The 25801-nt window shown below is 65.2% G+C and carries 26 protein-coding genes; 19 read left to right on the plus strand and 7 right to left on the minus strand.

Translation table 11 applies throughout. From position 1 onward, the window contains the following. Positions 1 to 33 precede the first annotated feature (33 nt). Both leuD and ACFULT_RS13695 read left to right on the plus strand, forming a co-directional pair. The gene (gene leuD, locus ACFULT_RS13690) at positions 34 to 651 is read left to right on the plus strand and encodes a 3-isopropylmalate dehydratase small subunit (protein ID WP_037111373.1); all 618 of its coding nucleotides are present in this window, start codon (positions 34 to 36) and stop codon (positions 649 to 651) included. A gap of 148 nt (positions 652 to 799) precedes the next feature. Further along, a complete protein-coding gene (locus tag ACFULT_RS13695; RefSeq protein ID WP_019664298.1) occupies positions 800 to 1498 on the plus strand; it encodes an HU family DNA-binding protein in 699 nt (232 codons plus the stop codon). 180 nt (positions 1499 to 1678) lie between these two features. Here ACFULT_RS13695 and ACFULT_RS13700 read toward each other — a convergent pair whose 3' ends face one another. The 3 genes from ACFULT_RS13700 to cofC form a co-directional block, all read right to left on the minus strand. Continuing rightward, on the minus strand, positions 1679 to 2614 hold the full coding sequence (locus ACFULT_RS13700; RefSeq protein ID WP_378481705.1) for an NUDIX domain-containing protein: 936 nt from the start codon (positions 2612 to 2614) through the stop codon (positions 1679 to 1681). Beyond that, positions 2614 to 4716 carry an RNA degradosome polyphosphate kinase gene (locus tag ACFULT_RS13705; RefSeq protein WP_241483840.1) on the minus strand — a complete coding sequence of 701 codons (2103 nt, stop codon included), beginning with the start codon at positions 4714 to 4716 and terminating at the stop codon, positions 2614 to 2616. The genes ACFULT_RS13700 and ACFULT_RS13705 overlap by 1 nt, the downstream gene beginning before the upstream one ends. Before the next feature lie 196 nt (positions 4717 to 4912). Further along, positions 4913 to 5566: a 2-phospho-L-lactate guanylyltransferase gene (gene cofC / locus ACFULT_RS13710; RefSeq protein WP_378481706.1), complete on the minus strand. Its 654-nt coding sequence runs from the start codon at positions 5564 to 5566 to the stop codon at positions 4913 to 4915. Between the two features lie 162 nt (positions 5567 to 5728). Between cofC and ACFULT_RS13715 the strand changes: the two genes are divergently transcribed. Further along, positions 5729 to 6727, plus strand: coding sequence for an NAD(P)H-dependent glycerol-3-phosphate dehydrogenase (locus ACFULT_RS13715; RefSeq protein ID WP_037111377.1), 999 nt, complete (start codon positions 5729 to 5731; stop codon positions 6725 to 6727). Positions 6728 to 6785: 58 nt separating this feature from the next. Further along, a complete protein-coding gene (locus ACFULT_RS13720; RefSeq protein ID WP_275041286.1) occupies positions 6786 to 7892 on the plus strand; it encodes a D-alanine--D-alanine ligase family protein in 1107 nt (368 codons plus the stop codon). A 22-nt stretch (positions 7893 to 7914) separates the two neighbouring features. Here the strand turns inward: ACFULT_RS13720 and ACFULT_RS13725 are convergent, their stop codons facing one another. Both ACFULT_RS13725 and ACFULT_RS13730 read right to left on the minus strand, forming a co-directional pair. After that, positions 7915 to 8508, minus strand: a complete 594-nt coding sequence (locus ACFULT_RS13725; protein ID WP_037111380.1) for a DUF3515 domain-containing protein — start codon at positions 8506 to 8508, stop codon at positions 7915 to 7917. Between the two features lie 34 nt (positions 8509 to 8542). Continuing rightward, the gene (locus tag ACFULT_RS13730) at positions 8543 to 8779 is read right to left on the minus strand and encodes an Lrp/AsnC ligand binding domain-containing protein (RefSeq protein WP_378481707.1); all 237 of its coding nucleotides are present in this window, start codon (positions 8777 to 8779) and stop codon (positions 8543 to 8545) included. Between the two features lie 48 nt (positions 8780 to 8827). Here ACFULT_RS13730 and ACFULT_RS13735 point away from each other — a divergent pair, with 48 nt between their 5' ends. Then, complete coding sequence (locus tag ACFULT_RS13735; RefSeq protein WP_378481708.1) at positions 8828 to 9943, plus strand: thiamine-phosphate kinase; 1116 nt, start codon at positions 8828 to 8830, stop codon at positions 9941 to 9943. Positions 9944 to 9992: 49 nt separating this feature from the next. Beyond that, positions 9993 to 10685: a uracil-DNA glycosylase gene (locus ACFULT_RS13740; RefSeq protein WP_378481709.1), complete on the plus strand. Its 693-nt coding sequence runs from the start codon at positions 9993 to 9995 to the stop codon at positions 10683 to 10685. Between the two features lie 12 nt (positions 10686 to 10697). Here the strand turns inward: ACFULT_RS13740 and ACFULT_RS13745 are convergent, their stop codons facing one another. Both ACFULT_RS13745 and rpmB read right to left on the minus strand, forming a co-directional pair. Further along, positions 10698 to 11486: an enoyl-CoA hydratase-related protein gene (locus tag ACFULT_RS13745; protein ID WP_378481710.1), complete on the minus strand. Its 789-nt coding sequence runs from the start codon at positions 11484 to 11486 to the stop codon at positions 10698 to 10700. A 95-nt stretch (positions 11487 to 11581) separates the two neighbouring features. Further along, entirely contained in the window at positions 11582 to 11773 is a 192-nt protein-coding gene (gene rpmB, locus ACFULT_RS13750) for a 50S ribosomal protein L28 (RefSeq protein WP_008717389.1), read from the minus strand. A 229-nt stretch (positions 11774 to 12002) separates the two neighbouring features. Here rpmB and ACFULT_RS13755 point away from each other — a divergent pair, with 229 nt between their 5' ends. From ACFULT_RS13755 to ACFULT_RS13815, 13 genes are all read left to right on the plus strand, one after another. Continuing rightward, positions 12003 to 13700: a DAK2 domain-containing protein gene (locus ACFULT_RS13755; RefSeq protein WP_378481711.1), complete on the plus strand. Its 1698-nt coding sequence runs from the start codon at positions 12003 to 12005 to the stop codon at positions 13698 to 13700. A 28-nt stretch (positions 13701 to 13728) separates the two neighbouring features. Continuing rightward, positions 13729 to 16002 carry an ATP-dependent DNA helicase RecG gene (gene recG, locus ACFULT_RS13760; RefSeq protein ID WP_378481712.1) on the plus strand — a complete coding sequence of 758 codons (2274 nt, stop codon included), beginning with the start codon at positions 13729 to 13731 and terminating at the stop codon, positions 16000 to 16002. Positions 16003 to 16139: 137 nt separating this feature from the next. Then, positions 16140 to 19538 (plus strand): pyruvate carboxylase, encoded by a 3399-nt coding sequence (locus tag ACFULT_RS13765; protein ID WP_094721837.1) that lies wholly within the window; start codon positions 16140 to 16142, stop codon positions 19536 to 19538. A gap of 31 nt (positions 19539 to 19569) precedes the next feature. Then, a complete protein-coding gene (gene rsmD / locus ACFULT_RS13770) occupies positions 19570 to 20154 on the plus strand; it encodes a 16S rRNA (guanine(966)-N(2))-methyltransferase RsmD (protein WP_176460125.1) in 585 nt (194 codons plus the stop codon). Next, a complete protein-coding gene (gene coaD, locus ACFULT_RS13775) occupies positions 20151 to 20639 on the plus strand; it encodes a pantetheine-phosphate adenylyltransferase (RefSeq protein ID WP_094721835.1) in 489 nt (162 codons plus the stop codon). The genes rsmD and coaD overlap by 4 nt, the downstream gene beginning before the upstream one ends. A 150-nt stretch (positions 20640 to 20789) precedes the next feature. Continuing rightward, a complete protein-coding gene (locus tag ACFULT_RS13780; RefSeq protein WP_094721834.1) occupies positions 20790 to 21557 on the plus strand; it encodes a DivIVA domain-containing protein in 768 nt (255 codons plus the stop codon). 137 nt (positions 21558 to 21694) lie between these two features. After that, on the plus strand, positions 21695 to 22303 hold the full coding sequence (locus ACFULT_RS13785) for a YceD family protein (RefSeq protein ID WP_378481713.1): 609 nt from the start codon (positions 21695 to 21697) through the stop codon (positions 22301 to 22303). Beyond that, on the plus strand, positions 22304 to 22486 hold the full coding sequence (rpmF, locus tag ACFULT_RS13790; RefSeq protein ID WP_080733022.1) for a 50S ribosomal protein L32: 183 nt from the start codon (positions 22304 to 22306) through the stop codon (positions 22484 to 22486). Between the two features lie 22 nt (positions 22487 to 22508). Next, complete coding sequence (gene rnc, locus ACFULT_RS13795) at positions 22509 to 23288, plus strand: ribonuclease III (RefSeq protein WP_037111392.1); 780 nt, start codon at positions 22509 to 22511, stop codon at positions 23286 to 23288. Next, entirely contained in the window at positions 23281 to 24153 is an 873-nt protein-coding gene (gene mutM / locus ACFULT_RS13800; protein WP_378481714.1) for a bifunctional DNA-formamidopyrimidine glycosylase/DNA-(apurinic or apyrimidinic site) lyase, read from the plus strand. The genes rnc and mutM overlap by 8 nt, the downstream gene beginning before the upstream one ends. A 19-nt stretch (positions 24154 to 24172) precedes the next feature. Beyond that, the gene (locus ACFULT_RS13805) at positions 24173 to 24601 is read left to right on the plus strand and encodes an OsmC family protein (RefSeq protein WP_037111396.1); all 429 of its coding nucleotides are present in this window, start codon (positions 24173 to 24175) and stop codon (positions 24599 to 24601) included. A gap of 19 nt (positions 24602 to 24620) precedes the next feature. After that, positions 24621 to 25517, plus strand: coding sequence for an SMP-30/gluconolactonase/LRE family protein (locus tag ACFULT_RS13810; RefSeq protein ID WP_378481715.1), 897 nt, complete (start codon positions 24621 to 24623; stop codon positions 25515 to 25517). Next, positions 25514 to 25789, plus strand: a complete 276-nt coding sequence (locus tag ACFULT_RS13815; RefSeq protein WP_378481716.1) for an acylphosphatase — start codon at positions 25514 to 25516, stop codon at positions 25787 to 25789. Before ACFULT_RS13810 ends, ACFULT_RS13815 begins: the two co-directional genes overlap by 4 nt. Positions 25790 to 25801 lie beyond the last annotated feature (12 nt).

The raw sequence follows: 25801 nt of genomic DNA on the forward strand, positions 1-25801 counted from the left end.
TTCCGAAACCTGTACTTCTTAGGAGATTTTTCGATGGAACCCTTTACCCGCCATAAAGGAATCGGCGTCCCACTGCGTCGCTCGAACGTGGACACGGATCAGATCATTCCTGCCGTGTATCTGAAACGTGTGACTCGCACCGGGTTCGAGGACGGTCTGTTCTCGGCATGGCGCAATGATCCGGAGTTCGTGCTCAACGTTTCCCCGTACGACAAGGGCTCGGTTCTGGTTGCCGGCCCCGACTTCGGAACTGGGTCCTCCCGCGAGCACGCGGTGTGGGCGCTATCGGACTTCGGATTTCGGGTCGTGATCGCGTCTCGGTTCGCCGATATCTTCCGCGGCAACGCAGGCAAGGCCGGTCTGCTCGCCGCCGAAGTCGACCAAAGTGACGTCGAATTGATCTGGAAAGTGCTCGAAGAGCAGCCGGGATTGGAAATTCTCGTCGACCTGGAATCGAAGACGGTGACCGCTGGAACCTTGGTGGTGCGCTTCGCCATTGACGACTACACGAGATGGCGTCTGCTCGAAGGTCTTGACGACATCGGATTGACGTTACGCCAGGTAGAGGCCATTGCCGAGTATGAAAAGGCAAGGCCTTCATGGAAACCGACAACCCTCCCGGCGCGCATCGAGGAGCCGTCCGAAGGGTAGCGAAAACGGCCTTCGACACGCATTGAGCCCGTGAATCATTCCGCCACGCCGGATGAGAATTGGCGTGGCTCATAGACTCTTGACGCCTTGGGGTTTACCGTTGTAGTAGTCGGTCCGACGATGGGCCACAATATTGCGGAGGAAATCCATGAACAAGGCAGAGCTGATTGACGCCCTGACCGAGAAGTTGGGGTCTGACAGGAGGAGCGCCACAGAGGCTGTCGAGAACATCGTCGACACCATCGTGCGCGCGGTTCACCGTGGCGAGAGCGTGACCATCACCGGATTCGGTGTGTTCGAGCAGCGTCGTCGCGCAGCGCGCGTGGCCCGTAACCCGCGCACCGGCGAGACTGTCCGTGTCAAGCCGACCAACGTCCCGGCATTCCGCCCGGGTGCTCAGTTCAAGGCAGTCATCGCCGGTGGACAGAAGCTCCCCGCCACCGGACCCGCCGTCAAGCGTGGCTCGGCGTCCGCGCCCGCCAAGAAGACTGCGGCAGCAAAGAAGACCGCGGCCAAGAAGGCAGCCGTCAAGACCACTGCTCGCAAGACGACCGCCGCCGCCAAGAAGGCAGCTCCGGCCAAGACGACTGCTCGGAAGGCAGCCGCTCCCGCCAAGAAGGCAGCTCCGGCCAAGACGACTGCTCGCAAGACCACTGCTGCGGCCAAGAAGGCTCCGGCCAAGACCGCTGCGAAGAAGACCACCACCGCGGCAGCAGCTAAGAAGGCTCCGGCCAAGACTGCAGCGAAGAAGACCACCGCTGCAGCAGCCAAGAAGGCTCCGGCGAAGACTGCAGCAAAGAAGACCGCGGCCAAGAAGGCTCCGGCAAAGCGCACCGCACGCAAGTAATCTCGCGCAGCAGAAATCTTGCACAGCAGAAATCTTGCAGATCGGTGAGGGCCCCGGACGTACGACACGTCCGGGGCCCTCGTCGTGCACTGTCGACCGTCCGTGAAACATCAGCCGTCCGCGAAACATCAGCCGTCGGCGAAACATCAGCCGTCCGCGAACATCAACTGTCGGCGAACATCAGCCGTCCGCAGGAATGACCGGGAGCGGACTCGCGAGGTGATCCGCGGCGATCATGGTGCCGTCGTGGAACGACAGAACCCACACACTGCCCTTGCGATTACGGTTGGGCGGTAGTGCGACACCGTCCCTGTCCGCCCACCACTGCAGCAGATCCGGGATGACTTTTCCTTGGCTGCAGATGGTACGGACGCCACCGAGAGCGGAGATGGCGACCGCGCGGCGGCGAGCTTCGTGTAGCTCGGCCCAGTAGCCCTCCTCGGACAGCAGCGGCTCCAGCGTTATCTGCTCTCCCTTCTCGTCCGCCGAGGGTTGAATCGTCGATACACACCGTCGACGATTCGCGGCATGGAACTTGTCGGCCCCGAACGCGGACAACAACGGCACGAGCGCTGCTGCCTGTGTCTCGCCGACGGCATCGAGCGGGCGAAGTGCATCGTCTCCTCGATATCGTGATCGTCGACCGGCTTTGGCATGACGAACCAGCAGCACGGTGTCGGTGTCCGCCGGCTGCTTGAGGAAACGACGAAGGATCTTGTGATCCATCGGGTACGACAACTGGTCCGCCGCCTCGGACGGGGTGACCCAGCGAAGTTCGTCGACCTCGGAGTTCGGTTCGAACTCGCCTCCGATGGCTTCGGCCGCCCAGTAGTCCACCTTCTTCAACTTGCGGTGACCGGGAATGGGGTAGGTGACCTTCGAGAGGTAGCGACCGAGGCGTACGTCGAATCCGGTCTCCTCCGACACTTCTCGCACCGCTGCACCGACCGTCGTCTCACCCGGGTCGAGCTTGCCCTTGGGGAACGACCAGTCGTCGTACTTGGGACGGTGGACCAGTGCGACGGAGATCTCGCCGGCGCGGTTGGGTGTGTGACGCCACAGAACCGCACCCGCAGCGAAGATGTTGGCGCGCAACGAGTTGTCGGAACCCGACATCAGGAGCCTTGATTCCGCCGGCGTCGCATGGATTCCACCTGGTGCTCGCGGACGGTCTCGCCCTGTGCCGGTGACGCTGCCCATCCGCCGTCGGGGCGGAGGATCCAGCATCGTGTCGTCGGGTCGAGAGCCGATTCGAAGATCTCGTTCAGCTGACCGGTGAGGCGTGGATCCTTGACCTGAGCCATCACTTCCACCCGTCGATCGAGATTGCGGTGCATCATGTCCGCACTGCCGATCCAGAACTCGTCGGAACCCCGGAAATGCAGGACACGCGAGTGTTCGAGGAATCGACCGAGAATGGAACGGACCTCGATGTTCTCGCTGAGCCCCGGTACTCCCGGCTTGAGCGCACAGATCCCTCGGACGACGACGTGCACGGGGACACCGGCCGCCGACGCTCGATACAACGCGTCGATCACCTGCTCGTCGACCAAGGCGTTGGCCTTCAGCCTGATTCCGGAGTCACGTCCGTTGCGGTGGTGCTCCACCTCCGCTTCGATTCGCTCGATGATTCCACGGCGAACCCCGTACGGTGCGACGAGAAGGTTGCGGTAACTGGTCTTCCGCGAGTAGCCCGTCAACGAATTGAACAGATCCGTCAGGTCGGCGCCGATCTCCGGAGAGGAGGTCAACAAGCCGACGTCCTCGTAGATCCGGGCAGTCTTCGGATTGTAGTTTCCGGTTCCGATGTGGCAGTAGCGACGAATGACCGAGCCTTCGCGCCGCACCACGAGGCACGTCTTGCAGTGTGTCTTCAGGCCCACGAGACCGTAGACGACGTGGACACCCGCCTTTTCGAGCTTGCGCGCCCATTCGATGTTCGCCTGCTCGTCGAATCGGGCCTTGATCTCCACCAGCGCGACGACCTGCTTGCCCGCACCCGCGGCGTCGACCAGAGCGTTGACGATCGGCGAATCACCGGACGTGCGATACAGAGTCTGCTTGATCGCCAGGACCTGAGGGTCGGCCGCGGCCTGCTCGATGAAGCGCTGAACACTGGTGGAGAACGAATCGTACGGGTGATGCACCAGCACGTCGCCGTCGCGCAGCGTGGAGAACACGCTCTTCGGAGTCTCGCGCTCGCCGAACGCGGGGTGCGTCGCCGGAACGAACGGTGCGTCCTTCAAATTGGGCCGATCCACGCCGTACACCTGCCACAGGCAGGACAGGTCGAGCAGGCCCGGCACCTGAATCACGTCGCCGGGGTCGACGTCGAGTTCGCGCAGCAGGAGTTCGAGCATGTGCTCGGTCATGTCGTCGGCGATCTCGAGGCGCACCGGCGAGCCGAACCGACGACGAGCCAACTCGCGTTCCAGTGCTTGGAGCAGATCCTCGTCGCGATCTTCTTCGACCTCGAAATCCGCGTTGCGCGTGATGCGGAACGCGTGACTCTCCACCACGTCCATGCCAGGGAAGAGAACGTCGAGGTGAGCGGAGATGACCTCTTCCATGGACAGGAAGGCGTCCACGCTCTGGCCGCCGTCGCCGCGTCGAACGCGTACGAAGCGGTCCACGTTGTCGGGGACCTTGACGCGCGCGAAGTGTTCACCCGACGTTGCGTAATCCTTCACCGTGACAGCCAGATTGAGACTCAGGCCGCTGATGTAGGGGAACGGGTGCGCAGGGTCGACGGCCAGCGGTGTGAGGACAGGGAAGACCTGCTCGTGGAAGTACGTGGACAGGCGTTCGCGCTCGTTCGCGTCGAGGTCGGACCAGCGGATGATCTCGATCCCTACCGATGTGAGTTCCGGCAGGATCGAATCGAGAAGGACACGCGCGTGCCGGCGCGCCAGTTCCTGAGTGCGTTCACCGATGAGCGCCAGTTGCTCGCGAGGAGTGAGGCCGTCGGCGGAACGGACGGACAAGCCCGTCTCGTCGCGACGCTTGAGCCCCGCAACACGAACCATGTAGAACTCGTCGAGGTTCGACGCGAAGATCGCCAAGAACTTCGCGCGCTCCAGCAACGGAAGGGAAGAATCCTCGGCGAGAGCGAGAACACGCGAATTGAAGTCAAGCCAACTCAATTCGCGGTTGAGATAACGGTTTTCGGGAAGCGAATCCTTCGCGTTCGGGGCATGCGGCTCGGTAGCCGCGGGCAACGCCGCCGGGCTGCCCGCCGGCGAGGTCGCCGGCGGCGGAACGACCGGGCGCTCCTCGGCACCGGATGGTTGCCCTGAGGGGGAGGCTGCGTCGGTCTCGGTTTCGCTTTTGCTCACAGCTCGATCATCCCCTATTGCGGTGTCGGGTGAAACTCGGATCGGCGAATCTCGTGGAAGGAACGAGCGGCCGACGAATCTAGTTCCACCCGAGCGAACGCAGTACCTCACCGGTCGCAGGACCGACACCGAGCCGGTGCGCGGCACGGACGTCGTCGATCGTGTCGACGTCGAGTCGAAGCCCCGGCCACACCCCGGTCAGATCGAACGCACCCGATTCCAGATGTCTCTTCGCGGACGCCGGACCGAACAGCGGACTGAAATCTGCCGCGGCACCGTCGACGATCAGCGCGGCGGTTCCGGTGCCGTGGTGGTCGCTGACCACGGACCGGGAATGACCCGAGGACAGACGGTATGCCTCGGCGAGCTCGGACGTGCGCAAGGCAGGCAGATCGGCCTGCAGGGCGATGATGTCGTCCTTCCCCTCCTGTCGTACCAGCGAAGCGGCTGCCTCGAACGCGGAGTTGAGTCGTGCCACCGAATCGAGCGGGTCCTGGTCGCAGGGTTCACCGACGACACGGGCGCCGAGGCTCCGAGCGGCACCGGCGATCGACGGATCGGGAGTGACCACGGTGACGGCAGCGACCTGATCGACTGCCCTGGCTGCGACGACGGTGTCTCGGAACATCGCAACGACCAGACGGGCGCGGTCGTCGTCGGCGAAAGCATCGGCCAAGCGGGTCTTGGCTGCGGCCAGATCCTTGACTGCAATCACCACGTGCGCACTACTCATGGCCTCGATCCTGCCAGCGTCACCCGCAACGAGGCCGTTCGACCTCTCCGGCGCGATCGAACTACGCGGGCAATCACCGGACGTTAGTGTGAGGCGGCGGCGCGCGCGGGCCGCACGAGTGTGATCGAGACGTTCCGATACGGATCAAGAAGGTGGCCAGCGATGACGAGAGCAGCGGTACTCGGTTCAGGGTCCTGGGGGACTGCGTACGCGAAGGTGCTGGCCGACGCTGGAACCGACGTGACGATGTGGGCCAGACGCCCCGAACTCGCAGACGCGATCGCGTCCGAACACGTCAACTCCGACTATCTCCCCGGCATCACGCTCCCCGAGAACATCACTGCAACCAGTGATCCCGGGCGGGCGCTCGACGGTGCCGACATCGTGGTTCTCGCCGTGCCATCGCAGTCGTTGCGTGCCAACCTCCAGGACTGGACGGACGCAATACCCGCCCAGTCGACGTTGCTCTCTCTGGCCAAGGGAATCGAGACGGGCACCCTTCTTCGAATGAGTCAGGTCATCGCGCAAGTCACGGGAGCGGATCCCAGTCGCATCGCGTCGCTGTCCGGGCCGAACCTCGCACGCCCCATCGCGGAGGGTCAACCTGCTGCGACCGTCATCGCATGCTCGGACTCGCGCCGTGCCCTCGAAGTTCAGAAGGCATGTGCCACCGGCTATTTCCGTCCCTACACCAACACCGACGTCATCGGATGCGAAATCGGCGGCGCGTGCAAGAACGTCATCGCACTTGCCTGTGGCATGGCCAGCGGAGTCGGGTACGGCGAGAACACGCTGGCGTCGATCATGACGAGGGGCCTCGCGGAGATCATCAGGCTCGGAACCGCGCTGGGCGCGAAACCCGCGACACTCGCCGGGCTCGCGGGGGTCGGCGACCTCGTCGCGACGTGCTCGTCGACTCTGTCGCGGAACCGCACCTTCGGTGAGCGGCTCGGCGCGGGCGGGTCGATGGAGAGCGCTCAGGAGGCTGCACACGGTCAGGTGGCCGAGGGCGTCAAATCGTGTACATCGGTGCGCGCGCTCGCCGAGAGTTACGACGTCGAGATGCCGCTGACCGACGCCGTTCACCGTGTGTGCCATGCGGGACTGTCCGTTCCCGACGCCGTCGGTCATCTGCTCGGACGTCGGATCAAGCCCGAATAGCGCGTAAAGCACGTGAGGGTCGGCGCACTGAAATGCGCGGACGGTACGGTGGATGACCGTGAGTCAAACGCGTACCAGAGTCGCCGTGGTGTTCGGCGGACGAAGCAACGAGCACGCGGTGTCCTGCGTCTCCGCAGGAAGTGTCCTCCGGCACATCGATCGGGAGCGCTACGACGTGGTGCCCGTCGGAATCACGTCGGAGGGGTCCTGGGTTCTCGGTCCGTCCGACCTCGAAGAACTGGCCATTCACGGCCGGGTGCTCCCGAGCGTGGATCGGAATTCGCGCGCGCTCGCTCTGTCCACGGATCCTTCGCGCGCAGGCGACCTGCTCTCCCTCGACGCCGACGACGCCGGAGCCGTGCTGTCGTCGGTGGACGTGGTGTTCCCACTTCTCCACGGCGCCTACGGCGAGGACGGCACCATCCAGGGCCTTCTCGAACTCGCCGGAGTTCCGTACGTCGGCCCCGGTGTGCTCGCGAGCGCAGCAGGGATGGACAAGGAATTCACCAAGAAACTACTGGCGGCCGACGGACTGCCCGTCGGACGGCAGATCGTGCTCCGGCGAGGCGACGACACCGCCACTCCCGATCAGCGTGACTACATCGGGCTGCCTGCGTTCGTGAAGCCCGCCCGCGGCGGCTCCTCGATCGGCATCACGCGAATCACTTCCTGGGATCAACTTTCCGACGCGATCGCCCACGCCCGCTCCCACGACCCGAAGGTGATCGTGGAAGGCGCCATCACCGGCCGCGAGGTCGAATGCGGAGTTCTCGAATTTCCCGACGGCACCGTGCGCGCGAGTGTGGTCGCCGAGATCCGGTTGCCGGACGCACCGGCCGACGATCATTCGTTCTACGACTTCGACAGCAAGTACCTCGACGATGTGTGCGAATTCGACGTCCCCGCAGTGCTTTCCGAGGAGACGAGCAACGAGATCCGCCGGATCGCCGTGGACTCGTTCCGCGCGCTCGATTGCCAAGGGCTCGCGCGCGTAGACCTCTTCGTCACCGACGACGGGCCGGTCATCAACGAGATCAACACCATGCCCGGATTCACGTCGATATCGATGTTCCCCAAGATGTGGGGCGCCACCGGGCTGGACTACACGGCGTTGATCGACACGCTCATCGAGACAGCGCAGGCCCGAGGAACGGGCCTGCGCTGACGATCGAGATCCGAAGCGTCACTCACTCGAGCGGCGCCGGGTCCAGCGGGGTCTGAGGCAAGGCCGAGGAAATCGCGTCCGACGCATCCTGGAGCGGCGTCGGTCCCGAACCGCCGGGAACCGTCAGTGCCACGTACACCGGACGGTCGACGGTGTACCACGTGCTGGCATCCAGACCGGAGTCCGCACCGGAGACCTCGAACCACTGCACCCCGTTGATCACCTGCAACGACGACGCCACGTCGAATCCGAGCGGGCGGGGGAGTCCGCACCGCATCACGATCGGCTCGGACACGTCGTCGTCCGGTGCCCATGCTCTGGCACCGACCGGTGCCGGATCGACCAGCTCGGCGCGGGCGTACTCGCCCAGCGAATCGGGGAGAGCGTCGAGCACCGCGGTGCAGTCGGCGCTCTCGGCGGACGGGGCGTCGACCGGCCCCAATGCTTCCGGCGGACGCGTCGACGTCCCGGACACGGTCACGGCCACGACGATCACGCCGATCAGCAGAGCGACCGGTAGCGCAACGGCGGTCGCGATCACGGCAGGGTGGCGTCGTAGCTCGGTCGGTTCGGCGTCCGAGGAGACGGGTTCGGTCGAATTCGGTTCGCTGGTCATCGCTTCGAGTGTGACTGCCGGACGGTGCGCGTGTTCAGGCGGGGGTGTCCGCGATCTGGCAGGTCAGTGTCCGCGTGATCGCGTCGGTCTTCTGGATCACGCCGACGACGACTGCGAGCGTGCTGTCGTTCTCGGCTGCGACACGAACCACGACGTCGTACGGGCCGAGAACGGCCTCCGCGGACTCGACCCCGCGGACGTCGCGAAGCGCAGCCGCCACAAGAGCCGAACGTCCCACTTCGGTCTGTACCAGGATGAAGGCGTGCACCATGGTCGGCCCTTTCCTTTTCGTCCCCGCCGCACCCGAAGGTAAGGTCGGATGAATCACATTGCGTGCTGTCCGGCCGGAGCATGTCGTCCTGTCCTGGACGCTCACCGGTCGGTAAGAAGGTACCGCAGTGTCGAACCGTGCTCCGCGCAGACGGAAAAGAGGAAGACGATCGACTCCCGTACCGAACCCCGCGCCCCCGGTTCGACTGTTGCCGATGTCGGCGAATTCGGCGTCATCGACCGCATCACCTCCGGGTGGGCGCAGTCCTCGTACACCGTCCTCGGCCCGGGCGACGATGCCGCGATCGTCACCGCGAGCGACGGCCGAGTCGTCGCGGCGACGGACATGTTGGTCGAGGGCAGGCACTTTCGGCTCGACTGGTCCTCGCCGGAGGACGTCGGACGTAAAGCCATTGCCCAGAATGCTGCCGACATCGCAGCGATGGGCGCACGATGCACCGGCTTTCTCGTTGCTCTGGGATGCCCATCCGACACCGACGTCGATGTGGTGGACGGCCTCTACCGTGGCTTGTGGGCCGAGGCGCAGCGCGCGGGTGCATCGATCATCGGTGGCGATCTCGTTCGAACGGACAATGTGGTGATATCCATCACGGCGCTCGGCGATCTGGAAGGTCGGTCGGCTGTGCTGCGGTCCGGCGCATCAGTCGGCGACGTCGTCGCCGTCGTCGGCGATCTCGGTCGGTCGGCGGCCGGACTGGATGTGATCCGCGCCGGAATATCGGGGCACGACGGTCTCGTGTCGTCGCACCGAGTGCCCACTCCCGACTACGAGCAGGGTCGGATGGCAGCACTCGCCGGCGCCACCTCGCTCACCGACATCTCCGACGGACTCGTCGCGGACCTCGGGCATGTCGCCGCGGCATCGTCGGTCACCATGGATCTGGATGCGCACGCGCTCGACATCGGCGCCGATCTTCGTTCCGCCGCAGAAGAACTGGGGGCGTCGGCGCTGGCGTGGGTGCTCGGCGGCGGTGAGGATCACGCGCTCGCGGCCACGTTCGCCGACGCCGTGACCGTGCCGGACGGCTGGACGGTGATCGGGCGCGTCGGTGCGGAACCGTCCGACGGCTCGGCCGCCCAGCGCATCTCCGTCGACGGGGTACCGTTCGCCGGTATCGCAGGGTGGTCGAGCTTCGGTGCCTGACCCCGTCGTCGACGGACACAGCAGGGACTCACGAGAACAGGAGATGTCGATGACAGCACGGCCACTCGAGGACCTCGTCGACCCGGGATGGGCGGCAGCGCTGGATCCGGTGCGCGACGACATCGCCCGCATGGGGCAGTGGCTCCGAGACGAAATGGACGCCGGCCGTTCGTACTTGCCGTCCGGGGAGAACGTTCTGCGGGCTTTCGCTCGACCCTTCGACCGCGTCCGTGTCTTGATCGTCGGTCAGGATCCGTATCCGACGCCCGGGCATGCGGTCGGGCTCAGCTTCTCGGTTTCGCCGGATGTACGGCCGGTACCGCGTAGTCTCGCCAACATTTTCAAGGAGTACTCGGAGGATCTCGGTCTGCCCATTCCCTCCAGTGGTGATCTGTCGCCCTGGGCAGATCAGGGAGTGCTGTTGCTCAACCGTGTGCTGACGGTCGAGCCGGGTACCGCGGCGTCGCATCGCCGCAAAGGCTGGGAACCGGTGACGGAGCAGGCAATTCGAGCGCTGGTGGAACGGGAGGAGAAGGACGACTCGGCCGGACTGGTGGCGATCCTGTGGGGCCGAGATGCGGCGACGCTGAAGCCGATGCTGGGCCGGACGCCCGTCGTCGAATCGGTGCATCCGTCTCCGCTGTCTGCTTCCCGAGGGTTCTTCGGCTCGAAGCCCTTCAGCCGAGTGAACGAGATACTCGTCGCAGCCGGACACGAGCCGATCGACTGGGCGCTGCCGTGACGGTGTTCTGCCTCAGCTGAAGTCGGGGCGGCGCTTCTCTACGAACGCGTCCACACCTTCCCGTCCCGTCGGTCCGTCGGCGGCAGCCGAAATCGATGCGGCTTCGGCTTCCAGTTGCTCCGCGAGAGTGTTGGTTTCGGAGTTCTGGAGCAATGCTTTGGTTCCGCGGAACGCCTGGGTAGGCCCGGCCGCGAGGGTTCGTGCAAGACGCTCGGCTTCGCTTCCGATGATGTCGTCACCCACGAGCCGGCTGAGGATGCCGAGGCGAACTGCCTCCTCGCCGTTGAGGATCGCATCGTTCAGCAGAATGTCGCGTGCTCGTGCCGGGCCGACGATGCGAGGAAGCGTCCAGGTCAATCCGCCGTCGGGAGTGAACCCGATGCCGGGGTAGGCGGGACGGAGTTTGGTGGCGCGGCCCCCGATGGCCACGTCGGCGTGGCACACCAGGCTCATGCCTGCGCCTGCCGCCCAGCCTTGCACTCCGGCCACCACCGGCACGGTGGCGGCGGCGAGTTCGAGCACGAAACGGTGGAACGCGTCGGCGACGGTGCGCACGTACGCGCCTCGCTCGGGTGCGGAAGCGAATGCACGGACGTTCCCACCCGCGCAGAAATTCTTCCCGGAGCCGACGAGAAGGACGCTCCCCGCAGCAAGCTCACCGGAGTTGAGAGCATGCAGTGCGTCCGCACCGGCAACCATGGCGTTGCCGTCCAGGGAGGTGCCTGCAGCGTCCGTCGCCACGGTGATGTGCAGTACACCGTCGAGTAGTTCCACGTAGCCGGTACTTTCGGTTTCGATCACGCTTCGCACTGTAACGCGCACGTTCGCAGCGCACGAGAAAGCCCCCACCACCGATGTCGGTGGCGGGGGCTTTCGTCGTTGCTCGGGGGCTGAAATCAGCCGCGAACCACTTTGCCGGCCTTCAGGCAGGAGGTGCAGACGTTCATACGCTTCGAGTTACCGGGGGCAACCTGGGCGTGAACGGTCTGGATGTTCGGGTTCCAACGACGGTTGGTCCGTCGGTGCGAGTGCGAGACCGACTTACCGAAGCCGGGCCCTTTGGCGCATACGTCGCAGACGGCAGCCATAGTCGCGAACTCCTTGATAGATGATTGATCGTTAACAGTGGGGCGTACGCCCGACGAACCTCGACGTGCAGGAGCACGCCGCTCCTCATCGGGCAACCCTGCAAGAATAGCGGCGCGGTGCAGATTGTCCAAACCGCCAGCCCACCGTCGGTGCCTGACCGGCACTCGCGGGTGCTTCGAGTCTACTGTTGCTCGGGACGAAGCAGGCGAGATCGGGGGAGCGGCGCAGATGGGTGAGCAGTCCGGCGGCCGGATTCGTCGACCGCACACCGAGCTCACCGTCGACCTGATCAAGCAGTGGGCCTATCGGTGCGTCGACGGATTGAGCGACCGATGTGACGAGATGAACGAACTCAACGTCTTCCCGATCCCCGATTCGGACACCGGAACCAACCTGGTCTTCACCGTCCGCTCGGCCGTCGAGTGCATGCGCACCGTCGGAGCCGACGCCACGCTGTCGGAGGCGGCCGCGGCTCTCGCCCGCGGAGCCGTGTCCGGGGCGCGCGGAAACTCCGGTGTCATCGTGTCCCAGGTGCTGAGGGCGGTCGCCGAGCAGTGCGCCGCGGGTGCCCTCGACGGCGCAGGAGTGCAGGCTGCGTTGGCCCGTGCGGCGGACCTGGTTCTCGAAGCGGTGAGCGTTCCGATGGAAGGCACCATCGTGACCGTCCTCGCTGCTGCGTCGACGGCAGCGCAGTCCCGCCCGCCCGGCGACTTGGAGGCGGTCGCGTCGAGCGCGTCGGAGGCAGCGGCGTCGGCTCTGGACGCCACCCGCACCCAACTACCTGCCCTGGACGTCGCCGGAGTCGTCGACGCGGGTGCACTCGGTCTCGTCGTGATGCTCGACGCGCTCGCGTCGATCGTGACCGGCACCGAGGTGACGCGTCGGCGATACCACCGAACCGAACTCGGAACCGTGCGACCGGCTCCCGACACCACGGTCGAGCCCGTACATCGCCTCGCACGGCCTTCCCCTGGTTTCGAGGTGCTCTATTCCGTCCTCGGTATCGACGATCACGAGGTGCCGAGGTTGCGTGCCGCCCTCGGTGAACTCGGCGATTCCGTCGTGGTCGCGGGCGACGGTGCGGGATCGTGGACCGCCCACGTGCACACGGCGAATGCAGGCCTCGCGGTCGAGGTAGGTCTGCGGTTCGGGCAGCTGCACAATGTTCGAATCGAGGTACTCGACGCAGGGGGTTCCCACGACGGCAGCCACGGAACCGACGGCGAGCACACGGGAGTTGTCCGTGGACGCGACATCCTCGCCGTCGTTGCAGGCGACGGAGCGGAAGAGTTGTACAGCGTCGAAGGAGCCTCGGTGTTGCGCTGCGACACCGCCGAGGTCGGCCCGGCCGAACTGTGCGCCGCGATCGTCGGGGCACCGCACACCGAGGTTCTGGTTCTGCCGAACGGCGCGCTGTCCGCCCAGGAACTGGTGTCGGTGTCCATCGCGTCGCGCACGGCCGGGAAGGACGTCCTGATGCTGCCGTCGTCGTCGATGGTGCAGGGGTTGGCCGCGCTTGCCGTGCACAACCCAGCCCGCGCGGCCGTCGACGACGCCTACGCGATGTCCGAGGCCGCAGCGGGCACTCGGTGGGCATCGCTCAGAATTGCGGACGAGCGATCTCTGACCTGGGTGGGTACGTGTGAGCCCGGTGACGGCCTCGGTCTGGTCGGGCACGACGTCGTCGTGATCGGCGCCGATGTGATCACCGCGGGAAAAATATTGCTCGATCAACTTCTGTCGGTGGGAGGTGAGATGGTGACGATGCTGCGCGGTGCGCCCGGCACCGGCGACGGTGACGGTGAGAGGGAACCTGACGTCGTGGATGCGCTCGCTCACCATGTCGCGGAGCATCATCCCGGGGTCGAGGTGATCCTCTATACGGGAGGGCAACCCGGCGACGTGGTCCAGTTGGGCGTGGAGTGAACGAGAGAGGGTCGGGTAGGCAACGACGATGGTGAACATGGCAGATCGCCTCGATGCGGTACTCGGCAAGAAGATCGCCGAACCGTTCGCCCAGCACTTCGACCTGCACACCGTCGAAGATCTGCTGCGGTACTACCCCATCCGATACATGACCCAGGGCGCCGAGCTCACCGAGAAGGAGCCGCCCGAGGGTGAGCACATCACCATCGTCGCGACCATCACCTCCGCGGTTCTGAAGAACATGAAAGCAAGAAAAGGGCAGTTCCTGGCGGTGTCCCTCGCCGCCGAAGGGCAGGTCATCGACGCGACGTTCTTCAGCCCGCACAAGCTCAAGCACGTGCTGGTGCCCGGTAGGAAAGGCATGTTCTCGGGCAAGGTCAAGTATTTCGGCCGCAAGTGGAATCTCACCCATCCCGGCTACGTGATCCTCGGCGGTGACGACGAGGACGGAGCCGTCGTTCCCTCGGGTCGCATCGTCGGCGGCGGCGCACTGGCCGGCGTGGCGCGGGGCGCCGTCGACGACTCCGGCAGCGTCGACATGACGATCTTCGAGCGCAGTTTCGTACCGCTGTACGCCGCATCCAAGGACGTCGAGAGCTGGACGTTCATGCGGGGCATCCGGTGGATCCTCGACAGACTTGCGCCGGTGGAGGACCCGGTTCCCGACGTCGTGCTGGCCGAGCGAGGTCTGGTCTCGCTGGACACCGCGCTCCACTGGATTCACTTTCCTGATTCGGTCGAAGAGAAGCAGCACGCCAGGGATCGCCTCAAGTTCGACGAGGCACTGGCGGTGCAGTTGGTACTCGCCGCCAGGCGGCGCGACGTGTCGACGCGGACAGCCCCGGTATGCGCCGCACGCGACGACGGGATCGCGGCCGAGTTCGAGCGTCGGCTGCCCTTCACACTCACCGAGGGGCAACGCAAGGTCGCCGGTGAGATCTCGGCCGACCTGTCCGGTGGGCACCCCATGTCGCGGCTGCTGCAAGGTGAAGTCGGCTCGGGTAAGACGATCGTCGCGCTGCGGGCGATGCTGCAGGTGGTCGACGCAGGCCATCAGTGCGCACTGCTGGCCCCGACCGAAGTTCTCGCGTCCCAGCACGCGCGCTCGATCACCTCGATGCTCGGCACCCTTGCGGGCGCAGGCGAACTGGGTGCGGACGCACTCGCCACGCGGGTGACGTTGCTGACCGGGTCGATGGGAACGGCGGCGAAGAGGAAGGCTCTGCTCGACGTCGTGACCGGTGACGCGGGAATCGTCATCGGGACCCACGCACTGATCCAGGACCGGGTGTCGTTCATGGACCTCGGCATGGTCGTCGTCGACGAGCAACACCGATTCGGCGTCGAGCAACGCGACGCGCTGCGCGGGAAGGCGAAAGACGGCATCAGTCCGCATCTGCTCGTCATGACCGCCACGCCGATTCCGCGCACCATCGCTCTCGCGTCGCTCGGCGACCTGGAGACCTCGATCCTCGACGAACTGCCGCGCGGACGTTCGCCCATCGTCAGCAGCGTCGTCTCGTCCGCGGACAAACCGGCGTGGGTCGACCGTGCATGGCAACGTATCGGTGAGGAAGTCGCCCAGGGCAGGCAGGCGTACGTCGTGTGCTCACGAATCGGCGACGACGAGGAAAAACAGATGGAGAAGAGACGGACGCGGAGCGCGATGACGGATGGTCCGAACCTCCCGGAGACCAAGTCGGCGCTCCAGGTGTACGAGCTGCTGAGCACGGGGCCCCTGGCCGATCTTCGAGTGGGTCTTCTGCACGGGCGTATGCACCCGGACGACAAGGACGCCGCAATGTCCGAATTCAATGCAGGCGAGATCGACGTTCTCGTGTGCACCACCGTCGTCGAGGTCGGCGTCGACGTACCCAACGCGACGGTCATGGTCATCGAGGACGCGGACCGTTTCGGTATCAGCCAGTTGCATCAGCTCCGCGGCCGAATCGGGCGTGGCGGCCATCAGGGTCTGTGCATCATGATCAGCCAGCTCAGCCCGAACGGACAGTCCTTCTCGCGTCTTCAGTCCGTGGCCTCGACCAACGACGGCTTCGAGCTGGCCAATCTGGACCTCGCGACCCGTAAGGAAGGCGATGTCCTCGGCGCTGCACAGTCCGGAACCGTCAGCAGCATGCGCCTGTTGTCGCTGATCGAGGACGAGGACGTCATCGACGACGCGCACTCCTGCGCGCGCACCATCTTCGAGGGCGATCCCGAACTGGAACGTCACCCCGGAATCGCGTCGATGATGAAGTCTGCGTGGCGATCGGACCGAGCCGAGTATCTCGACAAATCCTGAACCGGTTCCCGATTCGGAGCGTACGAGCGCCGGTATTTTCGGGACTGCACCGTTTCAGATGCGGCAGTTGGGCTTTTCATCCCACATTTCGAGACGGGTTGCCCATCGGCGGGGATCTTCGGCGGTAGGTTTGGCCAATGTTCTCCAAAGTGTTGGTTGCCAATCGCGGTGAGATCGCCATCCGTGCGTTCCGCGCGTCGTACGAGTTGGGTGCCGCTACCGTGGCCGTCTTCCCGTTCGAGGACCGTAATTCGGTTCATCGGACGAAGGCCGACGAGGCATACGAGATAGGTGAGAAGGGGCACCCCGTTCGCGCGTACCTCTCGGTCGACGAAATCGTCGCTGCCGCGAAGCGCTCCGGCGCCGACGCGGTGTACCCGGGATACGGCTTTCTGTCGGAGAATCCGGACCTGGCCGCGGCCTGCGCCGAGGCGGGAATCACCTTCGTCGGTCCGTCGTCCGAGGTACTCGAGCTGACGGGCAACAAGGCCAGGGCGATCGCGGCCGCCAAGCGAGCGGGTCTGCCGGTGCTGGCGTCGTCGGAGCCGTCGAGCGACGTCGACGAGTTGGTTGCGGCGTCGGAATCGATGACGTTTCCGGTGTTCGTCAAGGCAGTGGCCGGTGGTGGGGGGCGCGGTATGCGCCGCGTCGCCGAGCCTGCCCAGTTGCGTGAGTCGATCGAGGCCGCTGCACGTGAGGCCGAATCCGCCTTCGGCGACCCCACTGTCTTCCTCGAGCAGGCCGTCATCGATCCGCGCCACATCGAGGTTCAGATTCTCGCCGATGGCCAAGGCAACGTGGTCCACCTCTTCGAGCGTGACTGCAGCCTGCAGCGTCGTCACCAGAAGGTCATCGAGCTCGCTCCCGCGCCCAACCTGCCCGACGGTGTTCGAGAGAAGATCTGCGCGGACGCCGTCGCCTTCGCGAAAGAGATCGGCTACTCCTGCGCGGGCACGGTCGAGTTCCTCCTCGACACCCGCGGTAACCACGTCTTCATCGAGATGAACCCGCGAATCCAGGTCGAGCACACGGTCACCGAAGAAGTGACCGACGTCGACCTCGTGCAGTCCCAGCTCCGAATCGCGTCGGGGGAGACCCTGGCCGATCTGGGCCTGAGCCAGGACACCATCGTGTTGCGCGGCGCCGCGCTGCAGTGCCGCATCACCACCGAGGACCCGGCCAACGGCTTCCGTCCCGACACCGGCCGCATCACCGCCTACCGCACACCGGGCGGCGCGGGTGTTCGCTTGGACGGCGGAACCACCCTCGGCGCCGAGGTGGGTGCCTACTTCGACTCGATGCTCGTCAAGCTCACCTGTCGAGGACGCGATTTCGACACTGCCGTCGCGCGTGCGCGTCGGGCAGTGGCCGAGTTCCGCATCCGCGGCGTCGCGACCAACATCCCGTTCCTGCAGGCTGTGCTCGTCGATCCGGACTTCACGGCCGGACGTGTGACGACGTCGTTCATCGAGGAACGTCCGGAGCTGCTGACTGCCCGCACTTCCGGCGATCGCGGCACGAAGATCCTGACGTACCTCGCCGACGTGACGGTCAACAAGCCGCACGGTGAACGTCCGTCGGCGGTCTACCCCCAGGACAAGCTCCCCGAGGTCGATTTCTCGGCACCGATTCCCGACGGCAGCCGCCAGCGTCTTCTCGAACTCGGGCCCGAGGGCTTCGCCCGGGATCTGCGCAACCGCAAGGCCGTCGGCGTCACCGACACGACGTTCCGCGACGCACACCAGTCGCTCCTCGCGACTCGCGTGCGCACGTCGGGCCTGTTGATGGTGGCGCCCTACGTGGCACGCACCACCCCGGAACTGCTGTCGATCGAGGCGTGGGGCGGAGCGACCTACGATGTGGCGCTGCGGTTCCTGCACGAGGATCCGTGGGAGCGGCTCGCGGCGCTGCGCGAAGCGGTACCGAACATCGCGCTGCAGATGTTGCTACGCGGGCGGAACACCGTCGGATACACCCCGTACCCGGAGAAGGTGACGCGCTCGTTCGTGGCCGAGGCGACCGACACCGGTATCGACATCTTCCGGATCTTCGACGCGCTCAACAACGTCGATCAGATGCGTCCCGCCATCGACGCCGTTCGTGAAACGGGAACGGCCGTAGCGGAAGTGGCGCTGAGCTACACCGGTGATCTGTCGAATCCGAACGAGTCGCTCTACACGCTGGACTACTACCTGAAGCTCGCGGAGCAGATCGTCGACGCCGGTGCGCACGTGCTCGCCATCAAGGACATGGCCGGTCTTCTGCGGGCCCCGGCGGCGAAGACGCTTGTGACGGCGCTGCGGTCCAACTTCGATCTGCCGGTGCACGTGCACACGCACGACACCCCTGGTGGTCAGCTGGCGACGTATCTCGCGGCGTGGGAAGCGGGAGCCGACGCGGTCGACGGTGCCAGCGCCGCGATGGCAGGTACGACGAGTCAGCCCGCGCTGTCCGCGATCGTCGCTGCCGCGGCACATTCCGAGTACGACACCGGCCTCGATCTGCAAGCAGTGTGCGATCTCGAACCCTACTGGGAAGCGTTGCGAAAGGTCTACGCGCCGTTCGAGTCCGGACTCCCTGCGCCCACCGGCCGCGTGTACACACACGAGATTCCAGGAGGGCAGCTGTCCAACCTTCGTCAGCAGGCCATCGCACTGGGACTCGGAGATCGATTCGAGACCGTCGAGGCGAATTACGCTGCAGCGGACCGGATGCTGGGACGTCTGGTCAAGGTCACCCCGTCGTCGAAGGTCGTAGGTGATCTCGCGCTCGCTCTGGTCGGCGCGGGCGCTTCGGCGGAGGAGTTCGCGGAGAATCCACGCAAGTACGACGTGCCCGACTCGGTCGTCGGCTTCCTGCGCGGTGAGCTCGGCACACCTGCCGGCGGTTGGCCGGAGCCCCTGCGGACCAAGGCATTGGAAGGACGGTCGGAGCCCAAAGAGGAAACACCGGTCTCGGCCGAGGACGAGAAGGCGTTGGACGGAACGTCGGCGCAGCGCCGAGACACCCTCAACCGCTTGCTGTTTCCCGGTCCGACCGCCGAGCTTGCTGCGCACCGCGAGAAGTACGGCGACACTTCGAGGTTGTCCGCCAATCAGTTCTTCTACGGTCTGCGCCAGGGCGAGGAGCACCGAGTCAAGCTCGAGAAGGGCGTGGAATTGCTCATCGGTCTCGAAGCGATATCCGACGCCGACGAGCGCGGTATGCGCACGGTGATGTGCATTCTGAACGGACAGCTGCGGCCCGTGTCGGTCCGGGACCGCTCGATCAGCTCGGACGTTCCGTCGGTCGAGAAGGCGGACAAAGCCAACTCGGGTCACGTGCCCGCACCGTTCGCCGGAGTGGTGACGCTGTCGGTGTCCGAGGGCGACAACGTTTCAGCAGGCGACGTCGTCGCCACGATCGAGGCCATGAAGATGGAAGCGGCGATCACCGCTCCCAAGGCAGGTGCGGTTTCCCGACTCGCCATCGGTGGTGTCCAGCAGGTCGAAGGTGGAGACCTGCTCATCGTCATCGGCGGTGATTCGGCGGACTAGCCGTGCACGCCGGATGCGTAAACTCCCGTGGATGACTCGGATCGTCGCAGGCATCGCGGGAGGCCGGAAGCTGAAGGTGCCGCCTCGCGGCACTCGCCCCACATCGGAGCGAGTGCGCGAGGCGGTGTTCAGTTCACTGGGTGCCCGAATGGATCTCGAGGGCGCATCGGTGCTCGACTTGTTCGCCGGATCCGGAGCGCTCGGACTCGAAGCGCTCTCCCGCGGGGCCGACAAAGTGGTGCTGGTCGAGTCCGACGCGCGTGCCGCGGCAGTGGCCCGTGAGAACGCCGCAGCGGTGGGAATCGCCGGGGCATCGGTCCGCTGTGCGCCGGTCGCGTCGGTGTTGGCAGGGTCGGCGGATACCGCGTTCGATCTGGTGCTGGCCGACCCGCCCTACGCGGTGACCGACGCCGCCGTCGGACACATGCTCGAAGCACTCCTGGAGGGAGGGTGGCTCGCGCGTGATGCCGTCGTCGTCCTCGAGCGATCGAGTCGCTCGGCCGAAACCGCGTGGCCCCCTGGGTTGCTGCCGGAGAAGGTGAAGAAATACGGCGAGACGCGCATCGAGATCGCCACCACGGACGACGAACCCGCCGGTGATAGCGTGCAGCCATGACTGGAGCGGTGTGCCCTGGATCCTTCGACCCGGTGACCAACGGTCACCTCGACGTCATCACAAGAGCTGCAGCGCAGTTCGACGAGATCGTGGTGACCGTCATGATCAACAAGAGCAAGCGGGGCCTCTTCACGGTGGACGAACGCATCGAGATGATCGCCGAAGCGACAGCGCATCTGGACAACGTACGGATCGCATCGTGGTACGGACTGCTGGTGGACTACGCCAAGGAGCAGGGGTACACCGCGATCGTCAAAGGCCTGCGTGGAGCGAACGATTTCGACTACGAACTGCAGATGGCTCAGATGAACCAGAAGCTCTCGGGTGTCGACACGCTGTTCATCCCAGCCAATCCGACGTACAGCTTCCTGTCGAGCTCGTTGGTCAAGGAGGTCGCGACGTTCGGCGGCGACGTCGCGGACATGGTGCCCGAGCACGTACACACGCGATTGCTGGCCAGAATCGAGGAGCGCGCGGCCGAGTGATCACAGCGCCCCGAGTCGCGACTGCGCCGCCCACATCGAGCGACACACCGACGTCGGTGTTTCGCGCACGTGGCAATCACCAGGCAAACTGGCAGTCACTGGACCGACCACGGCCAGTACCTAGAAGTACCTAGACGATTGGGGTGGGCGGTGTACCGCGTATTCGAGGCACTCGACGAACTCGTTGCCATCGTCGAGGAGGCGCGCGGAGTTCCCATGACTGCCGGCTGCGTTGTACCTCGTGGCGATGTGCTGGAACTTCTCGACGACGTTCGCGACTCCATTCCCGGAGAACTCGACGACGCCCAGGATGTTCTCGACCACAAGGACAAATTGGTCGGCGACGCGCGGGCGACGGCGGAGAAGACCGTCACCTCCGCGAACAACGAGGCACAGGACACGGTAGAGAACGCCCGGGACTCTGCCGACCGCATCCTCGCCGACGCCAAAGCGCAGGCGGATCGCATGGTCGCCGAGGCGAAGGCGCATGCGGAACAGCTCGTCGACGACGCCACCGACTCCGCCGAGCGCACCGTCGAGCAGGGGCAGCAGGAATACGACGCACTCACGAGCAGGGCGCGGTCGGAAGCCGATCGCATGATCGAGGCCGGCCAGGCGTCCTACGATCGGTCCGTCGCCGACGGTACCGAGGAGCAGGCACGCCTCGTCGCACAGACAGAGGTGGTGCAGGCGGCGCACGCCGAGTCCGCACGGGTGATAGACAGCGCCCACGCCGAGTCCGACCGCATGCGCAGCGAATGCGACGTGTACGTCGACACGAAGCTGGCGGAGTTCGAGGAGTTTCTCACCGGCACCATCCGATCCGTCGGACGGGGTCGTCAGCAACTGCGCACCGGATCCGGGGTCCCCGATTACGGATCCGACGCGGCGGACGACTTCCGTCGACCCAGACGCTGAATCGGGCGCCGGCGGGCCCCGAATTTGCTCACACATGCGTGAATGCGTATCGTCGAGTGGTTGCCCGCTCCCGTATCGACGGCGGCAGGCGACAGTTCGTGAGAACGTTCCCCTGTTTTCGAGAAGAAAGAATCGTTGTGTCTACCCGTCGCAGTACCCCCAGTTCCCCCGCGGGCTCGGGTTTCGCTCTGGATATCGACAACCTCGGCCGTCGGCCTGGCTCGATGAAGGAGATCCAGCGCACGGTGGCCGCGCCGACCCGAATCGGACTCGATGCAATCGCGATCGAAGCCGGTACGCCCGTCGAACTCGATCTGAGGCTCGAAGCAGTGTCCGAGGGCGTGCTGGTGACCGGCACCGTCCGTGCCGACACCGCAGGTGAATGCACCCGTTGTCTGGAGCCGGTGACCGGTTCGGTGGATCTGTACCTCACCGAGTTGTTCGCCTACCCGGACAGCGTCACGGAAGAGACGACCGACGAGGACGAGATTCATCGCGTTCTCGACGATCGAATCGACCTCGAACCGGTCATCGTGGATTCGGTCGGGTTGGAGCTTCCGCTCCACCCCGTCTGCCGCGAAGACTGCGAGGGATTGTGCCCCGAATGCGGCGTTCGCCTGGCGATTGCGGAATCCGGCCACAGTCATGACATACTTGATCCTCGCTGGGCTGGTCTTGCAGCCAAATTTGGCGTGGAATCAGAACCGAGCACAGAACTTGTGAACAACGAAGTCGAGGAGAAGTAAGTGGCTGTCCCGAAGCGCAAGATGTCGCGTTCCAACACGAGGTCGCGTCGTGCACAGTGGAAGACCACTGCGCCTACCCTCGTCACCTGCCCCAACCGTGGTTGCGGCGAGAAGACTCTGCCCCACATTGCGTGCCCGTCCTGCGGCACCTACAAGGGCCGCCAGGTCGCAGCAGCAGTCTGATCTTCTCGGGATCGGACGCGCTGTGATCGACAAAGGCAGCCCAGCTGTACGTAGCCCTGCTACGAAAAAAAGCGCAACAGCCGGCAGCGGCGAGGACGACCATGGGTCGCTCCTCGCCGCTCTCGGCGTTGTTCTGGAGAATTCACTTCTCACGCTGGCATTGACACACCGCTCGTATGCGTACGAGCGTGGCGGTCTGCCCACCAACGAACGACTCGAGTTCCTCGGCGACTCCGTCCTCGGCCTGACCATCACGGAGCGGCTTTACCTGGCGCACCCGGAGAAGTCCGAAGGTGAGCTCGCAAAGATCCGGGCAAGCGTTGTCAACATGCACGCGCTCGCGGAGGTCGCACGCGGCCTGGGCGAAGGCGGACTGGGCGCACACCTCCTGCTCGGCAAGGGCGAGGAGCAAACCGGTGGCCGAGACAAAGCGAGCATTCTCGCCGACGGCATGGAATCGCTTCTGGGTGCGATCCACCTCCAGCACGGTATCGACACCGCACGTGAAGTCGTGCTGCGACTCTTCGCGGAACTGCTCGAGCGCGCACCACGACTGGGTGCAGGACTCGACTGGAAAACGAGCCTGCAGGAGCTGACGGCAGAACAGTCTCTCGGTGTCCCCGCGTACGAGATCTCGTCGACCGGCCCGGATCACGACAAGGAATTCACCGCCACCGTTCTGGTCGGCGGCCGTGCACTCGGTGTCGGTGTCGGCCGAAACAAGAAGGAAGCGGAGCAGAAGGCAGCCAGCACTGCCTGGAATGCTCTGTCCGTCGACACCGACCCCGACGTGAATGCCTGAGCTTCCCGAGGTCGAGGTAGTCCGACTCGGGTTGGCCACACACGTGGTCGGCTCCACGATCGCATCGGTCGACGTCCTGCACCCCCGCGCGATCCGCAGGCACCTACCCGGTTCACGGGATTTCGTCGGACAACTGCGCGGGCGTCGCATCGCGGCGGCCGAGCGTCGTGGCAAGTATCTGTGGCTTCCCCTCGAACCCCGCGACATCGCCGTCGTCGTCCACCTCGGAATGAGCGGGCAGATGCTGGTGCAGCCTCCGACAGTGCCGGACGAGAAGCATCTTCGTATCCGCGCACGCCTGGACAACGGGGCAGATCTACGGTTCGTAGATCAGCGCACGTTCGGGGGTTGGGCAATTGCACCACTGACGGACGTCGACGGGACCATCGTTCCCGAACCGGTTGCGCACATCGCCCGGGATCCGGTCGATCCGCTGTTCGACGCAGAGTCGGTCGTGAACGTCCTGCGAGGCAAACACACCGAGATCAAGCGAGCGCTCCTCGATCAGACCGTTCTGTCCGGTGTCGGAAACATCTACGCGGACGAAGCATTGTGGCGGGCCAAGATTCACGGAAACCGGATCGCCGAGACCTTGAGCAGGCCGACGTTGCGTCGGTTGTTGACTGCAGCGCACGCTGTGATGGGTGAAGCGCTGGCACAGGGTGGAACGTCGTTCGACGCCCTGTACGTGAACGTCAACGGCGAATCGGGATACTTCGATCGCTCCCTCGACGCGTACGGGCAGGAAGGTTTGCCGTGCTCGCGGTGCGGAAGCCCCATCCGTCGTGAGAAGTTCATGAACCGCAGCTCGTACAGCTGCCCCAAGTGCCAACCCCGACCGCGCACGACCCGACCGGTGAGCTAGGCCCCTACAATCGGCTCTCATGGCTGAGACGAGCACTCCTACTTCACTCTGGGTCGAGCGCACCGGGACCCGCCGATACACCGGCAAGAGTTCACGCGGCGCCGAGGTTCTGATCGGATCGGAGTCGGTCGACGGCGTGTTCACGCCCGGCGAACTGCTCAAAATTGCACTCGCGGCCTGCACCGGAATGAGCTCGGATCTGCCGCTGTCCCGCAGACTGGGGGACAACTACGACGCCACCGTCGAGGTATCCGGTGCCGCCGACCGCGAGAACGAGCTGTATCCGGAGCTGAACGAGATCTTGAAAGTCGACCTGAGCGAACTGGATCCGGAGGCTCAGCAACGCCTCCTGACCGTCGTCGAACGCGCAATCGACAAGGTGTGCACCGTCGGTCGCACCCTGAAGGCGGGCGCCACGGTCAACCTCGATATCGAGATCGACCACTGAGGTGTGGACGCCTGACACGATGGTCGGTGCTGCGGTCGCGGCCGGAACGTTGGCCGCGGGACTGCTGGTGACTGCTCCCGCCGCGAGCGCAGCACCCGCGTGCACCGAATGGACGGTGAGCACCGTGGCCACCGGCTACGGCATGCTTGAGAACCTCGTGTTCGGCGACAACAGCACGATGTACCTGTCCGAGACCTCCCCTCTCGGTCCCGGGCGGATCCAGGCGCTCTCGCCGGACGGCGTCAGGTCCGTCGCCGTGGACGACGTGAGATCGCCCGGGGGACTCGTCGTCGACGGCTCGGTGCTGTACTTCACGACCGGAAACGGCACCGCAGCAGGTCTTTTCGATATTCCCGACGGGACCGTGGATACACTCGATCTCGTATCTGGAGCGCGTTCCACGTACGCCGCCCGTCTCGTGATGCCCAACGGTCTCGCACGGACGGACGACGGAGCATTGTTCACCACGCGCAACCTCGGACTCACGACAGGTCTGACCGTCGTTCCGTCGGCCTCACCGCACGTGCCGTCGGTCATCCGCACCGACCTCGGCACCGCCAACGGCATCGCGGTGGACGCAGACGCGCTGTACGTGGCCGACACGTTCGAACCGTCGTTGCGCATCACCGCACTCGACGTCGACGATCCAGCCGGCCCGGCGAGAATCCTGCCCGTCGACGGGTTCGGTCCGTTCGCTGCATCGGACGACATGACCGTCGGGCCCGACGGCATGATCTACCTGGCTCAGAATCTCGCCGGACGCGTTCTGCGTGTCGATCCCGCCACGGGTGACTCCTGCGTGGTCGGCACCGGTGTGCCGCTCACGTCCTCGGTGGAGTTCGGTGGACTGGGCTGGGACGAGAATTCCTTGTACGCAACGAGCTTCGACGGATCAGTGCGAAAGCTGACGCCATGACCGACCGACGATTGACGGCCTGGGTACACGGACACGTGCAGGGCGTCGGGTTCCGATGGTGGACGCGATCCCGCGCGCTCGAGCTGGGGTTGGTCGGATCAGCGACGAACCATGCCGACGGCCGCGTCCTGGTGGTCGCGGAAGGCCCGCGAGATCGGCTGGAGAGCTTGCTGTCACTTCTACGCGGCGGCACGACGCCCGGGTCGGTCACTCTCGTCGTCGAGAGCTGGGACCCGCCCCGAGGCGGAATCACCGGATTCGTCGAACGCTGAGGCATCGGTGTG

It is taken from the genome of Rhodococcus sp. NPDC057297, from assembly GCF_042667435.1.
In the GTDB taxonomy this organism is placed as follows: domain Bacteria; phylum Actinomycetota; class Actinomycetes; order Mycobacteriales; family Mycobacteriaceae; genus Rhodococcoides.